This window comes from Ruegeria sp. Alg231-54, from assembly GCF_900143525.1.
Taxonomy (GTDB): Bacteria; Pseudomonadota; Alphaproteobacteria; order Rhodobacterales; family Rhodobacteraceae; genus Ruegeria.
The window spans coordinates 23,364-37,940 of the sequence record NZ_FREZ01000022.1; the positions used below are offsets into that span (position 1 = coordinate 23,364).

16 protein-coding genes and 1 pseudogene are annotated in these 14,577 nt (G+C 53.8%); 6 read left to right on the top strand and 11 right to left on the bottom strand.

Annotation, left to right across the window (positions count from 1 at the left end; genetic code table 11):
* Nucleotides 1-48: 48 nt before the first annotated feature.
* Entirely contained in the window at nucleotides 49-885 is an 837-nt protein-coding gene (locus DHN12_RS22680; protein WP_085823200.1) for a cyclase family protein, read from the bottom strand.
* Nucleotides 886-1,099: 214 nt separating this feature from the next.
* Here DHN12_RS22680 and DHN12_RS22685 point away from each other — a divergent pair, with 214 nt between their 5' ends.
* Entirely contained in the window at nucleotides 1,100-1,846 is a 747-nt protein-coding gene (locus DHN12_RS22685; protein ID WP_108862221.1) for an IclR family transcriptional regulator, read from the top strand.
* Between the two features lie 186 nt (nucleotides 1,847-2,032).
* On the opposite strand, the gene DHN12_RS22690 is transcribed toward DHN12_RS22685, so the two are convergent.
* Genes DHN12_RS22690 through DHN12_RS22735 form a run of 10 tightly spaced genes read right to left on the bottom strand, consistent with a single transcriptional unit; the run spans nucleotide 2,033 to nucleotide 10,242 of the window.
* Nucleotides 2,033-3,157: a cytochrome-c peroxidase gene (locus tag DHN12_RS22690; protein WP_108862222.1), complete on the bottom strand. Its 1,125-nt coding sequence runs from the start codon at nucleotides 3,155-3,157 to the stop codon at nucleotides 2,033-2,035.
* Nucleotides 3,154-3,531, bottom strand: a complete 378-nt coding sequence (locus DHN12_RS22695; RefSeq protein ID WP_108862223.1) for a hypothetical protein — start codon at nucleotides 3,529-3,531, stop codon at nucleotides 3,154-3,156. The genes DHN12_RS22690 and DHN12_RS22695 overlap by 4 nt, the downstream gene beginning before the upstream one ends.
* Nucleotides 3,528-4,358, bottom strand: a complete 831-nt coding sequence (locus DHN12_RS22700; protein WP_234416759.1) for an amidohydrolase family protein — start codon at nucleotides 4,356-4,358, stop codon at nucleotides 3,528-3,530. Before DHN12_RS22700 ends, DHN12_RS22695 begins: the two co-directional genes overlap by 4 nt.
* Nucleotides 4,355-5,221 (bottom strand): dioxygenase, encoded by an 867-nt coding sequence (locus DHN12_RS22705; RefSeq protein ID WP_108862224.1) that lies wholly within the window; start codon nucleotides 5,219-5,221, stop codon nucleotides 4,355-4,357. Before DHN12_RS22705 ends, DHN12_RS22700 begins: the two co-directional genes overlap by 4 nt.
* A gap of 10 nt (nucleotides 5,222-5,231) precedes the next feature.
* Nucleotides 5,232-6,536 (bottom strand): TRAP transporter large permease, encoded by a 1,305-nt coding sequence (locus DHN12_RS22710; protein WP_108862225.1) that lies wholly within the window; start codon nucleotides 6,534-6,536, stop codon nucleotides 5,232-5,234.
* Nucleotides 6,533-7,084, bottom strand: coding sequence for a TRAP transporter small permease (locus DHN12_RS22715; RefSeq protein WP_108862226.1), 552 nt, complete (start codon nucleotides 7,082-7,084; stop codon nucleotides 6,533-6,535). The genes DHN12_RS22710 and DHN12_RS22715 overlap by 4 nt, the downstream gene beginning before the upstream one ends.
* Before the next feature lie 30 nt (nucleotides 7,085-7,114).
* Nucleotides 7,115-8,188, bottom strand: coding sequence for a C4-dicarboxylate TRAP transporter substrate-binding protein (locus DHN12_RS22720; protein ID WP_108862227.1), 1,074 nt, complete (start codon nucleotides 8,186-8,188; stop codon nucleotides 7,115-7,117).
* A 33-nt stretch (nucleotides 8,189-8,221) separates the two neighbouring features.
* Nucleotides 8,222-8,677, bottom strand: coding sequence for an OsmC family protein (locus DHN12_RS22725; protein ID WP_108862228.1), 456 nt, complete (start codon nucleotides 8,675-8,677; stop codon nucleotides 8,222-8,224).
* An 18-nt stretch (nucleotides 8,678-8,695) separates the two neighbouring features.
* Nucleotides 8,696-9,361, bottom strand: coding sequence for a malonic semialdehyde reductase (locus DHN12_RS22730; protein ID WP_108862229.1), 666 nt, complete (start codon nucleotides 9,359-9,361; stop codon nucleotides 8,696-8,698).
* Nucleotides 9,358-10,242 (bottom strand): fumarylacetoacetate hydrolase family protein, encoded by an 885-nt coding sequence (locus DHN12_RS22735; RefSeq protein ID WP_108862238.1) that lies wholly within the window; start codon nucleotides 10,240-10,242, stop codon nucleotides 9,358-9,360. Before DHN12_RS22735 ends, DHN12_RS22730 begins: the two co-directional genes overlap by 4 nt.
* An 84-nt stretch (nucleotides 10,243-10,326) precedes the next feature.
* Between DHN12_RS22735 and DHN12_RS22740 the strand changes: the two genes are divergently transcribed.
* The 5 genes and pseudogenes from DHN12_RS22740 to DHN12_RS22760 form a co-directional block, all read left to right on the top strand.
* Nucleotides 10,327-10,713 (top strand): YciI family protein, encoded by a 387-nt coding sequence (locus DHN12_RS22740; protein WP_108862230.1) that lies wholly within the window; start codon nucleotides 10,327-10,329, stop codon nucleotides 10,711-10,713.
* 51 nt (nucleotides 10,714-10,764) lie between these two features.
* The gene (locus tag DHN12_RS22745; protein WP_234416760.1) at nucleotides 10,765-11,421 is read left to right on the top strand and encodes a GntR family transcriptional regulator; all 657 of its coding nucleotides are present in this window, start codon (nucleotides 10,765-10,767) and stop codon (nucleotides 11,419-11,421) included.
* A gap of 1 nt (nucleotide 11,422) precedes the next feature.
* Nucleotides 11,423-12,721: a malonyl-CoA decarboxylase gene (locus DHN12_RS22750; protein WP_108862232.1), complete on the top strand. Its 1,299-nt coding sequence runs from the start codon at nucleotides 11,423-11,425 to the stop codon at nucleotides 12,719-12,721.
* Nucleotides 12,718-14,241 carry a malonyl-CoA synthase gene (locus tag DHN12_RS22755; RefSeq protein ID WP_108862233.1) on the top strand — a complete coding sequence of 508 codons (1,524 nt, stop codon included), beginning with the start codon at nucleotides 12,718-12,720 and terminating at the stop codon, nucleotides 14,239-14,241. The genes DHN12_RS22750 and DHN12_RS22755 overlap by 4 nt, the downstream gene beginning before the upstream one ends.
* 65 nt (nucleotides 14,242-14,306) lie before the next feature.
* A pseudogene (locus DHN12_RS22760) lies at nucleotides 14,307-14,577 on the top strand (dienelactone hydrolase family protein); the annotation flags it as partial.

Genomic DNA, 14,577 nt, shown 5'->3' on the forward strand with positions numbered 1-14,577 from the left:
TTATAGTAATGGTGGCCGCCGGCGAACCGGCGACCGGTCCGTGAGTGTTCAGAATTCTTCGCCAGCTTCGATGCGATAGGACTGGTTCTTGTCGATCATCGCCACCAAGCGGATGATGCAGCCATCACCACGGTCCCAGTTCCAAGGGAAGAATGCGAAGGTGCATCGCTTGCCGGTCACCGCATCAAGGTCACCGCCAACATTTTCAATTCCAAGAATACCTCTGGAGAACAGCATATTGTGCACCGGTTCCCACTCAGGGAAGTCAACTTCCCAAGGAGTTCCACCTGACCACTCAAGATATTCCTTCTCAAGATGCGGCATGATCGGACCGTTTCGCTGCGGGCCGATGGCTGTTGCCAGCGGGTGGTCGTTTGCCTGGGTGTCATGCCCGACAACTTTCACACCTTTTTCGATCATCCACTCGGCGGCTGAAGGGACAAGACCCGGGCAGTAGGCGAAGTAGTCACCATCTTCGTACTGCTTGTGCCAACCGGTATTGATGATCAGAACGTCGCCCTTGCGGATCGCATGCCCGCAAGCCTTTTCCAGATCATCGCCTGTGATTTGCTCCCACTTTTTCTTGGGGACAGAAACCACCAGGCCCGAACCGAAGAAATGCGGCAGCGGTACCTCGTCGATGAACGGCGTTCCCTGAACAACATGCGCCGGCGCATCGATATGCGTGGTCACGTGCATGGTCGTGGTAATCGTTTGCGACAATACGCCCGACTTGGCCATATAGTGTTTTCGGTCGATCTGGACGTCTTTGAAATAGGGCCAGTTGGGACACTGGAACCCGTATCTGTGACTCAGGTTATAGAACTCCAACCCCATGTCATTGTCGGTGTTTGCCTGAAACTCAATGCCGCGGATTTCAACCATTGGGCATATCTCCTCTGTTCGCCGGCGAAGCGGCGTTGGTCGATTTGAATTGAATGGGTGGCCTCCCCACCTGTCCCGTATCATGATGCATACGCACCGCAATGCGGTCAACTTAAAACTCACATTACGGTTGACTTGCACCGCATAGTGGTACAGCTTGCCGGTGCGCCTGACACCCGCAGCGGCAGAACCAAGAAACGAAGAGGAGGTGTAAATGCCTGATAAAAATGACAAAGGTGGCATTCAGGTCATTTCAAGGGCAGCTTCGATTCTGCGTGTCCTGAAGGAAAGCCAGTCCGGAATGAGCCTGGGGAAAATTGCCGAACGCGTTGACCTGCCCCGCTCTACGGTACAGAGAATCACAAGTGCCCTTGCGGAAGAGAAGTTTGTTATTTCCGATGCGAATGGAGGCGGTCTGCGGCTCGGCCCTGAACTGAACGCCCTTGCCGGAGCGGCCCAATACAGCATTGTCGAGCACTGCCGGCTTCTTTTAACTGAACTGACACAAAAGACCGGAGAAACAACTGACCTAGCGGTTATGCGCGGTATCGGTATGGTTTTTCTGGATCAGGTTCCCGGCGTATACCGTTTGACGACAGTTTCGCAAGTGGGCGAGGTTTTTCCTTTGACCACCACGGCGAATGGCAAAGCATGTCTTGCCAAACTCAGTAAAGAAGATGCGATCAAGCTAATTCGAAACGAATGGGACCGGAACGGAATCCAGAGGAACTTAGATGAGTTTTTGTCCGAACTGGCCGTGATCCGAGAACAAGGCCTTGCCTATGACATGGACGAGCATTCTGCCGGTGTGTCGGCAATAGGATTTTCCTTCGTAGATTGGGTTGGAGATTTGCACGCAATCTCCATCCCGGTGCCAACGACACGGTTTTCACGACAAAAAGAAACTATTGAACAAGCGCTTCTTGAGACAGCCGCCAATATCCACCAAACTTTTCAATGACCTGACAAGCGAAGTTTGGGTTCGGTTGAACCGTGTACCCCGACTGACTCAATCGTACACTATAATTGGAAAAGACTCGGGAGAGCACTTTCTTGAAGAGAAAATGCTCAGACACCAAGGTCTACAACGGTCTCCAAAACCGCAAGCCAGATAGCCCATTTCCAAGCCGTTAACACAAGCGCTGTGTTAAGGCACTTTGGACAGTGACTCTAAAAATGCAGTTAAGTCTGCAATCTCCTGCTCAGACAAACTCAACTCCGAAAGAATGGCTTCACCGTCGGCGTGCAACCTTTCCGTATCAATTTCGCTGTAGTGCCTGATTACCGCATCCAAGTCGATCAGGCTGCCGTCATGCATATAAGGCGCGGTTTCGGCCACGCCCCGTAGGCTTGGCGTACGAAAGGTCCCAAAATCTGAGTGGCTCCTGCGGACACTGCGAACCACCCATGCACCTTGCTTTTCTGCATCGTCGCTCCAGTTGCCGTCCAATGTGTAAGCATTTGAAAGCAAAAAGTTCAATCCACCGAACCGCCCGTCGTCGACCTCGGTTTCGCTCAGAAAATATGGAACGCCTGCGTCATGGAACTCATTGTTGGAAAATCTCGGACCATTGTGGCAAAAAACACAGTTTCCACGCCCTATGAACAGCTGAAGACCTCGCTGGGCAGCTTCGGGGTAGTTCGCAGCGGCTGCTAAATCTTGGTTCTCCAATGCATCGCGAAAATCGTCAAATTGCGTCCGGCCGGTTGCCAATGTTTCCAAGTAAGCGGATAGCGTTTTGGCAGTGTTCACCAGCACAAGTTCTGGATCTTGAATCTGGATGTCGCCAAATATGGCTTCAAAATCATCAATGTAGATACTTTCCGAGATAGCTGCCTTTAGGCTTTCTTTACTGTGCGCCATCTCTTGTTCTTCGATGATCGGATGCAAGCTAGCTGCCCACAGGCTATCGCTCTTACCGCCCCAACCGTACCAGCGGAGACCAGCAAGGTTCCGCAGGGATGGAGTGTTTCGATCTACCAGGACGCGACCAAATGCTCGCGCGTCGGACGTGGTAAATGCCTGTTCAGGGTCATGACACCTTGCGCAAGAAAATGCGCTGTCGGCTGACAACACCGGATCGTTGAACAAGGCCGCTCCTAGCGCAATCGCTCTTGTATCGCTTGAAACCCTGTTGCTTGGATCCGACTGAAGCGAAATTGGCCATGGTCCGAAGGACAACGTTTGCTGAATTTCGTCATCAGACAACAGGACTTCAGAACGAACGGCCCCTGCTAGGACTACAAACGCCGCTGTCACCAGCACCTTCATTTTAGCACGACATCGGAAGTGTAGGATATCGATCGCCTGCCAAAGTTGGTGTCAACTCGCAGTTCCCACAGCCCCGGCATGTGAAACAGCATGTTATCTGCACGAAACACCCTATCGCCTAATGCGGTGATTTTGGGGGCGTAGTTTAGCCCGTGTTGGTGAGCAGGCATTATTGCATCGACGCGCACCTCACTCACGGCAACATCATCACAGACTGTCAGAAGAATAGAAAACGGTTGGGACAATCGAATTTCGTCGAGCGCCACATGCACCTTGGGTGCGTTTTGAATTTCCGAACTCATGCGTTGCCCTGCCGTTTCACAAGCGACGGCCGCGCCAGATGATACTAGAAACCAGACAACCCAGCGGATCATTCTGATGCCAGTAAACGTTCTGCGTTTGCGTATGCGATGTTGTCTGCGATCTGGTCCGGAAGCAAATCCAACCACTCCCGTGAAAAATCAGCATGAGGGCCTACGTAGTACCAACGCTCTGGAGCGAACGTATCCGTACCAACCATAAACCGATCCGGGTGCGCTTCGAACGCAGCCTTCCAATCTGGGTCAACACGGCCCCGCGAGACCATATCAGAGCGAAACGCAAGATCGGTCCAAAGCCTTGGATAGGTTTCCAAGGCATCAGTCACACTGGCCGGGTCGTCAAAGCCAGAGTGGGCCCACAATACACGAGCTTCGGGCCAGGCCTCAAAAATCAGGTCAACGGCCTCTCGATCGCCGTGGTGATGCAGAATTAGGTTCCGTTCTTTTGCCAGCGAGATCATATGCTGGATGACCGGTGTTTTGATATCATCACCATAAGCGTGAAACTCGCCGATGGCTTTGTATTCGTTCTTCGCCAGATTTGCTTCCAGATAACCGATTACCGTTTCATCGTGCATCCAGGTGTTGATCTCACCGCGGCGACGGTAGGGGCGAAGGGCTGGAACAACAATGTCCGGCGCTGCGGCCAACAGTAATTGGGTACCGTTGTCATCCGAGCTGGAAACCAGTGCTTTGCGCACGCCTGCGTCCCGAAGGATTTTGGCAACTTGTTCGGGAGGAACCTGTTTGACGGCATCATGGCTGTAATGAATATGCGCATCGAAGATCGGTCGCTCTTCTGCGATGGCAGTACCACAAAGAAGCGTTGCACCTAAAATTAAGGTATGTTTCAGCACCGCACCACCCTCAATAGCATTCAAACTCTGGCAAGCTTCACATCAAACTTTACGTGCAAGAAAGGTTCAGTGATCTTGCCAGAAAGTTCCATGCCTTCGGGAAATTCTGAAGCCGGCCTTTCAACATAAGTCATTACCAGGTCATCCCGAACACCAAACACTGTATCCTGATCCAGGTAGGGATCGTCGTCGGGGAAAATCTCGGTAACTAAGGAACGGTGCCCGGGTGCCTTAACGATATAGTGCAGGTGCGACGGTCGCCAAGGATGGCGACCGCAGGCGCGCAGAATGTCCCCGACAGGCCCGTCTGACGGCACGGTGTATTCGACTGGCTTGACGGTCGTGAATGCATACTTACCGTCCTCACCAGTTGTCATCAGGCCATGAAAAGAAAAGGTGTCCTGTTCTTCATCCTGGCTTGCATACATTCCATTTGGCGCCGTTTGCCAGATGTCGAGCTCTGCACCGCCAATCGGATTACCCTCTGCATCCCAGATAACGCCCTCGGCCAGCAAAACCGGCCCACCGTAGTGACGCTTCATATCACCACCGAATGGCAGTGGCGGTGCGCCAGAAACGTGAAAAGGCCCAAGAACAGACGAGCTTGTGGCATCTGGAGTTGAATGGAGCATATCCACCAGCGATGACAGTCCCAACACGTCCGAGGCCAAGACAAACTCATGCCTATCTTCGGTTTCCACAGCGGCGCACTCCTCCAGAAATGCAATTCCCGTGCGCCATTCGTCATGCGTCAGGTTGGTTTCACGGGCGAAATCGTGGAGGTGCTTGACCAGAGACCCCATGATTTCACGCATCCGCGGATCAGTATCCTTGGACAGGTATCCCATGAACACATCGGTGATATTGTCTTTGGTGACAGAGCGCATCTTGGCCTCCTTAAATCAGGGCAAGGCTGAGGATCGGGAACTCGATCAGAATGAACAGAACGATTAGCATTACAAAGGCGAAGGGCAGCGCGCCCATAAACACGTCTTTCAGCGAGATGCGGTCGTCATTGATCGTCGATTTGATGACGAAGCAGGATATGCCTAGTGGCGGGGTCAAAAGCCCGATTTCGGCGCCGACCACGGTGATGATACCAAACCAGATCAGCGACATATCCAGCGCTTCGGCCATAGGCAGGAACAACGGGACAACAATCAAAATGATGGATGCGGTATCGAGTAATGTTCCCAAAAACAGCATCAAAAGCACGTAGAGCAGCATGATCGACCAGAAGGACGCCGAATTTCCTGCAAGCAGGTCCTGCAACTGGTTGGGCAGCCCCGCCAGGCCCAGCATGCGGCTGTAGATCGAAGCCGCAGTGATCAGGAACAGGATCGCCGCTGTGATATGACCGGTTTCCAGCAGCGCGTCCCAGAACGCTTTTGAGGACATGGACCTGCGTAGGACAGCGATGATCAAAGCCACGAAGGCACCGGCTGCTCCTGCCTCGACCGCAGTAAGCCAACCGGTGTAGATACCGCCAAGAACGATAGTGATGATACACAGGGTTGGTAGCGTTTTGGACGCAATCTCGCGCCCGGACATCCATTCGGTATCTGCCACGATGCGGCCACCGACGAACGCCGGTGTGAATCGGCCCATGGCCCAGATCGCACCAACATAGGCGATCGCCAACATGATCCCCGGAATAATCCCCGCCAGGAACATGTCCCCCACCGATTGTTCGGCGACAAAGGAATAGATGATCAGCATCGCGGAAGGTGGGATGATCATACCTAGAACCGAGGACCCGGCCACCACGCCAACAGCAAAGCGTGGGTTGTAATCCTGCGCCATCATCTGCGGCACCGAGACTTTGGTGAACACGGATGCGGATGCAATGGACGACCCGGTCACGGCGGCAAAGACGGCGTTGGCTCCAACCGTCGCCATTCCAATCCCGCCTTTGACCTTGCGAAACCGCATGGTCATGACTTCGTAAATGTCCCTGCCTAACCCGGCTTTTGAAACGATGAGCCCCATAAAGGTAAACAGCGGGATAGTCGCGAAGCTATATTCCATCGCGCTGTCGCCGACCGCCACTTTCAGCAGGTTAAGCGCTAGCGTGAAGTTGTCCCGCATCAACCAGATCGACACGAACGAGACGACGCCCAGAGCGATCGGAATATAGACACCCGCGTAAATCAGGAAAACAATGGCAACGACCGAGATCAGGCCAATCTCAATCGGCGTCATTCTGCGGCCTCGTCATGTTCAGGGGTGCGAATAAGTTGCGGACGGTCCTGCGCCGTGACGACCTTTAGCAGGAAGATCACGCAGGCAAGCGCAGTACCGCACGCTATGACCAGTTTGACTGGCCACCATGGCAATGTGAAAAGACCGGGCACCCCGAAGTAGTCCTGTGTCTGCCACATGTGTAGGAATTCAGGAAATGTCACATACGCAATCAAAGCCATAAAGATCGCCGAGATGGCATTGATGATGCGCCTCAGGTTGGCTGTCAGGCCCGGGCGCCGATGGTGCAGCAGGTTCAGGAACCCGTCCGAGCGTGTTAGCCGGTCAACTCTGACCACGTCCGCCAACTGCAGAAAGACGATCATCACGACCGAAAACTGCACCATCTCATATGTGCCACGCAATGGGGCTGAAAACAGACCACGTGCAATAACGTCGACATTCAGAACAACCACCAACGCCAGGACGACGAGCGTACCCAAAGCGTTGGCGGCGATTGCAAGTGAATTGGCGACCCGCGACAGGCCGGAAACTGCGGTCTTCAGCATGAAAGGCCCCTTTCGTGGATCGCCAGACGGTTATTCGGCCGTCCAGTCGCGCACTCCGGTGAAACCGGCGTCTTGAAGCTTGCCAAGATAGGCGGCCAGCATCTCTGTGCCCTGTTCACCATTGTCATTCAGTGTCGCTGCCCATTCCTGCGCGACATTCGGCATGGCGTTTGCCCATGCGGCGCGGTCTTCGTCCGAAACCTCAACGATCGTTCCACCGGCCTCAACGTAAGCATCCCGCGAAGCAGCAGCCCTGTCCATCGCGATACCGGCGACATGGTCACGGTAATCGATGGCAACCGCCGTCAACACGTCTTTGACCTCGTCCGGCAAATTTGCCCAATAGTCAGCGTTGACCGTAATGGTTTTTGAATTCACAGCACCCAGATCGGCCTTGAGCATATAGGGCGCCACTTCAGCGATCTTGAACGTCTTCGCCGCTTCGGGCCACAGCATTCCACAATCAACCAGACCCGTCTGAAGCATGTTGTAGAAATCGGTCAGCCCACCGCGCACACCTGCCGCATCCTTGATGCCTTCGAGATACCGCAAGTTGAGGCCAGCACCGGCAATCTTGCGCCCCTCAAGGTCCGAAACCGAGGCAACCGGTTCCGTGCAGAAAATCTGATACGTGTCCAGAACAACACCCGTGGCCAGATAGACCTGGTTCTGTGCGGCAAACTCGTTCTGCATCGCCGGGTATTCGCGCGCGATTTCATCTACAGCCTTGGCCACGGCACGGGAATCCGATGCCACAAAGGGTGTCGATCCCGAAATACCCTGGCTTGGCAGCTTCGAGGAATGGAAGATGGTTGTAACGATGCCTATGTCTCCAAGGCCCAACTGGATACCTTCCAGAACGCCTTTCGGCTTTACGATTGAACCGCCATAATTCTCTTGCCAGTTCATCTTGTAGTTGCCGGCGTCAGCCAGTCGTTTGTCCACTTCCGGAATGAAGAAGTTGGTGAATTCTTTCACCCACAATGCCCGGTCCGGGTAGCCATCGATGACAACGGCAGAAATAGTTTCTTCTGCTGCGGTAGGCAGCGCCATGACGCTTGCCAGAGCAGCTCCGATAAGGCTGCGTTTGGTCCAGATTTTCATTTCTCTCCTCCCAGAAAGTCGGGCCTTTTATCTTTATTTTTTTGTTTTGACCCAGTTGACGGTCAGGTCCGTGCCTGCCGCTTCAAATAGTTTTGCGATGGCGCAATACTTGGCTGTTTCTTCGCCCACCCGTGTCAGTTCCTCCTGACTGGCGGGTGTGTCACACTTCACGGTGAGTTCGATTTCAGGAAACGGAACATCGATTTCCTCCTCCATCAGGACACCGCGCCGATCCAACCTGCATTTCGCGTCGATTGTCACCGTGCCAAGATCAATTCCCAAACGGTGCGCATTCTTGTGCCCGATGACATTCGTACAGGCGATCAAGGCTGCCATTGCGGTTTCGGTCGGAGACGGGCCAAGATTTGTTCCGCCGCGTTCGACGGGTTCGTCGACAACCACATCAAGATCGCGAATTGGGATCTCGGTACGCGCATGTGTCGGGCATTGAGCTGTCGTGCGGTAAGTCACAACAGGTTTCACTTTCATGGCCACAGGGTTACCTCCTCATACATATGAGCAAACCTTTTCGAATGGGAAACGCGGAAGCTTTTGGAACAAACCGGTTTCATCCGCGTAGCCCAGATTGCAAAGAAAGTTCGATTTGAGCGTTGTTCCCGCGAAGAACTCCTCGTCGACGATCTTGTTCGAAAAGCCTGACATGGCGCCAACGTCCAACCCGACAGCCCGGGCCGCAATCATGAAGTACGCGCCCTGCAGAGTGCCGTTTCTGTAGGCCGTGTCCGCTACGTATTCGGGTTTGTTTTCAAACAAAGGCCGCCGATCTTCGTGCGGGAAAAGAAACGGCAGTTCCTTCCAGAAGTCCAAGTCATAGGCAATGATCGCCGTGACGGGTGCATCCATCATCTTTGGCACGTTTTTCGGCTTTAGCGACTTGGCAAGCCGTTCTTTGCCTTCAGTGCTTTTCACGAAAATAAAGCGCGCGGGCAACGTGTTCATGCTGGTCGCGCCATTGATCGTGATGTCGTAGATCTCTTCAAGTAGGTCGTCGGAAACAGGCTTGTCGGTCCACGCGTAGTGCGATCTGGATTCTCGCAGGATCAAGGCGATCGCGTCATCCGACAAACGTGGAATCCGTTCGCGCAGATCGCGATGATCCTGCTGCGCCTTGGCGCGAAGTGCCTCCAGTTCTGCCCCGGTTGGTGCGCTCATGCTGCGGCCACCTTTGACTTGGCGTCTTTCTCGTCGATGATCGGGTTGGAGCAAATGCCGATACCTTCAATCTCGATCTCCACGGTTTCACCCGGCTTCAGCCAACGTGGATTGGGCTTTTTGGCGTGACCGACACCCGGTGGTGTGCCCAACGCAATCAGGTCTCCGGGCTCCAGAGTGGTGTATTCCGAAATCGTCGCAATGACCTGACGAACGCCCCAGATCATGTTGGCCGTGTTCGAGCTTTGTAGGATTTCATCGCCCACGCGGCTTTCGATCTTCAGACCGGAAGCCCCTTCGGGCAGTTCGTCCGGCGTTACGGTGAAAGGACCGATCGCGCCCGTATCATCGAAGTTTTTGCCCGGCGTCCATTGAACGGTTTTGCGCTGATAGTCCCGCAGCGACCCGTCGTTGAACACGGTGTAGCCAAAGACATAATCCAGTGCGTCCTCTTCCGAGATATGCCGACCTCTTTTTCCAACGATCAGCATAAGCTCGGCTTCGTAGTCTAGCTTCTCAGAACAGGTAGGCCGCACCATGGGCTGCCCCGCCGCCATGATCGAGTTCTTCCCGCGCATGAACAGCGTCGGATACTCCGGGATATCATACCCGCCTTCCTTGATGTGGTCGGTGTAGTTCAATCCCATGCAAATGATCGTTCCGGGAGCGGCAACGGGCAATGCCGGAGTGATGGAAGACACGGGCACACTGTCTGCCGCGTCAATTTTGCTGGCAAGTGAGTCGGCCAGCTCAGGCTTGGCTATCAAACCCATCAAATCCGAACCGACGACAGGGTCCAAAGCCGTTAAATTCACTGCGTTTTCGCCGTTTACAGCAAAAACCGCTGTGCCTTCCGAGGTTTCTCCCACCAGGTATTTCATTTTCACCATCCATGTCAGTTCGCTTGATTTTTGCCGACTATTTTGCCATATGTCAAATAATATCGATATTTTTGGAGATCCGCGATGGTTGCTTGGGCAGATTATAAATCAGAAGCGAAAAGCCGTGGCGCGCTGGCACTGGAGCTTTATGTTGCACTCAGCACCCCGACCAAAGCGCCAGAAGACGTAAAAGCATCCCTTCCGGATCACTTGGCGTATCAGGCGGATCTTGAACGCGCGGGAAAGTTGGCTTTTGCTGGGCCGATGTCGGATGAGACCGGTGAGCATATGCAAGGGGTTGGCCTGATCATCTATCGCGCTGACAGTCTTGAAGCCGCGCGGAAGTTGGCCGAGGGCGACCCCATGCACAAAAGCGGGGCGCGCAGCTTTGTACTTCGGCGCTGGATGATAAACGAGGGATCGCTGAACCTTTCAGTTGGTCTATCGACTGGCACGAGCGCCCTCAGTTAAGAGCACTCAAGAGTTTTTGCCGCCAAAAAGGAACAGTCAGATATGGACGCCATGCTTGATACCGAGGGCAAAGAGACATCAGCCACTCATGGCGCGTATCGAAGGCTGCGCGAAATGATCCTGACCGGCGAATTGCCACCCGGACAAAAACTTAAGATCGAGCAACTCCGCAGCCTTCTGAACACTGGCGCAAGTCCAGTTCGCGAGGCTCTTAGCCTTTTGACCTCAGACATGTTGGTCGAACGGATGGACCAGCGCGGGTTTAGGGCTGCGCCAGTGAGCAAGTGTAACTTCGAGGAAATTCTTCTGTTGCGATGCAACCTCGAGGAAACCGCGTTGCGTGCCTCCATCGCCAACGCGGATGCGGCCTGGGAGGATCGACTTGTTTTGCGTCACCACCATATGAAAAAGGCCAGCCAAAATGGGGCACACGACTTTGAAGACGCTCACAAAGCGTTTCACATGGCGTTGTTGGACAATTCGAAACTGCCATTGCTACTGCGATATTGCTCGCAGCTTTACGACCTGAACATTCGCTACCGCTATCTGGCGGCGGGCGGTTCGAGCTATAAAAAGCGGGACATCGCCGCCGAACATCATCACATTCTGGACGCCGCACTAGATCATGACGCAGACAGCGCGACCAAGCACTTGATCGATCACTACCGTCGAACGGGTGAGTACCTGAGCAGCCAGATGGATACCTGAAATGCAACGGAATTGGTTTCTGGGCGATCTATTAAACCAATTGCTGGACCGTCCTGACAAAAGGCGTGGCAAGGATGACAAACGATCCATTGCTGAACTTTGCGAGGCGCTTTTGTCCACAGAAGGTGAGGTATCGGGCTTCACGCTCGCGTCCACCATACTTGACCGCTACCAGACCCTGGATGACGCGGGAAAACTGGACTTTTTTGTCTACTTGAATGACCAGCTTGAGTTAGACGCAGAAAAACTCGCTGACACGGCGCGCCTCTATGCCAATGATCGAAGTGTCGATCTGTATCAAAAGCTTAGTGAATCCGCAGAACCCAGGCGGCAAGAGTTATTGCGTCGGCTGAACCAGCCGTCTGGTGCGACGCAAGAACTTGTGGCTATGCGCGTTGATCTACTGCGATTTCTCAAATCTGATGCCGAACTCAAGCGAACCGATATTGATTTTGTCCATTTGTTGAGAAGCTGGTTCAATCGAGGCTTTCTTGTTCTCAAGCAAATCAGCTGGGATACGCCTGCCCGCGTTCTGGACAAGATCGTCGCATATGAGGCGGTTCACCAGATCAACGATCTGGACGACTTGAGGCGCAGGCTCTACCCACCTGACCGTCGTTGTTTTGCGTTCTTCCACCCTTCAATGCCCGATGAGCCGCTGATATTTGTCGAGGTGGCCCTTACAACTGAAATCCCGGGCGCGATCGATACGCTTTTGTCTGAAGCTCGAGAACCGATTGAAGCCGAGCATGCAAAAGTCGCGGCGTTCTACTCCATTTCAAACTGCCAAAAGGGTTTAGCAGGAATCAGTTTTGGGAACCTGTTGATCAAACAGGTTGTGACCGAACTTTCGCGAGAGCTTAGAGGTCTCGACACCTTTGTGACCTTATCGCCTATACCAGGGCTTAGCCGTTGGCTGGCCGGCGAAACAGAACATCCAGAGCACGGCCATACCGCCCAGGCCGTACTGGCAGCGACGGCCTCAGCGCAAGACGTGCGCGCGATGGCCGCCCGGTATTTGTTGCTTGCGAAGCGCGAAGACGGGATGCCGTTAGATCCCGTGGCCCGCTTTCATCTGGGCAATGGTGCTGAACTTCATGAGCTGCACGCTGACGCAGATCAGTCGCCAAATGGGCGCGCCCAGTCCGGAGGCGCGATGGTCAACTACCTTTACGATTTGAACAAAACAGAACGTCACCACGAAGAATTCGCGACACGTGCTACGATCCAAGCCTCGCGTTCAGTTCGTGCGGCTTCAACTGCGGCGCTTGCGATCAAACCAAGGGAAAATACAGCGTGACCAATACCCTCTACGACAGCTTGTTTGCCCGCCACGAGGGCAACAAAGCTCCATTCCTGCAACTCGATGATGGCAAGGTGGTTTCCTATGACGCATTTCTGAAGCGCGCCGCACAGATCGCGCATGTTTTGCAGAACAGCGGAGTTTCTCCTGGGGATCGCATCGTAGTGCAGGCCCCCAAGCTGGCTGATACGATTGCGCTCTATGCTGCTTCGGTTCAGGCAGGTGCTGTCTACCTGCCACTTAACACTGCCTACACCATGGCAGAGTTGGACTACTTCATCTCTGATGCTCAACCGGAGATGATCATTTGCGACAGCGACGATGAAGCTGAAATCAAAAAAATGGCAGCCCAATCGGGCGCAAAGCTGCTGACCCTCGGCGGCGATAGTCCAAGCCTAAGCGTAGAGGCTGACGCACAACCCTGCGTATTCGAAACCGTGGATCGCGCACCGGACGACCTTGCGGCTTTGCTATATACATCAGGCACTACGGGCCGTTCGAAGGGTGCAATGCTAAGTCAGCGAAACCTGCTGTCCAATGCCCAAGCTCTTGTGGATTTGTGGGCTATCACCAGCGCCGATCGCCTGTTTCATGCGCTGCCAGTCTTTCACACACATGGGCTTTTCGTGGCGATGAATACATCATTGCTCGCAGGTGCCAAAGTTCGGCTTATGGAAAAGTTCGACATTGGTATGATCTTGGAAGAGTTGCCCCACTCGACCCTTCTGATGGGTGTCCCCACTTTCTACACCAGATTGCTGGCGGATGACGGTTTCACCAAAGAAATTACAAAGAACATGCGTCTATTCATTTCCGGTTCAGCCCCATTGCTGGCCGAAACCCATTTGGCGTTCGAAACGCGCACGGGCCACCGCATACTTGAACGCTATGGCATGACCGAGACGAACATGAACACCTCAAACCCATATAAAGGCGAACGCCGCGCAGGAACTGTCGGCATGGCGCTACCTGGCACCGAGGTCATCGTCACCAATCCTGAATCTGGAGAACCGCTGCCCCGGGGCGAGGTTGGAATGATCGAAGTACGAGGGCCCAATGTGTTCAAAGGCTATTGGCAGATGCCCGAGAAAACCGCCGAAGAGCTACGGGAAAACGGGTTCTTCATCACCGGCGATCTGGGCCAGTACAGCCAGGATGGCTATCTGTCGATTGTAGGACGGTCAAAAGACCTGATCATCACAGGTGGTTACAACGTCTATCCCAAAGAAATTGAAGACGTCCTGAACGACATTGATGGTATCTTGGAATCGGCAGTTTTTGGCATTCCCGACACCGAATTTGGCGAAGCTATCATTGCCACTCTGGTTGCTGAGCCCAGCTCGCAACTTGACATGGAACAGATCGCGGGGACCATCAAAGGCAAGCTGTCGCGATTCAAACATCCGCGTCGCTACGAACTTGTCCCGCACCTGCCGCGCAATACAATGGGAAAGGTTCAAAAGAACGTGCTGCGCGAACAGTACGCGCAAAAAGAATTGCCAATGGGTGTGTCCTAGCAGCCCGCTGAAAAACTCAGACCAACCACGACCCTTTGATCTGCCGACTCATTAGGAGATTCACCATGACTCGCATGACGGCAAAGGACTTCGACCAGGAACTTCTGGACCTGTACGACTTTTACGCGCACGGCAAAATCACCAAGCGCCAGTTCCTGGACCGCGCCGGTAAGTTCGCGGTTGGTGGTTTGTCAGCGGTCGCATTGCTGAGCATGCTTAGCCCGAATTATGCTTTGGCCGAGCAGGTTTCATTCAACGATCCCGATATCCATGCAGACTACATCACCTATCCCTCACCAAATGGAACTGGCGATGTAAGGGGGTACCTTGTCAGAC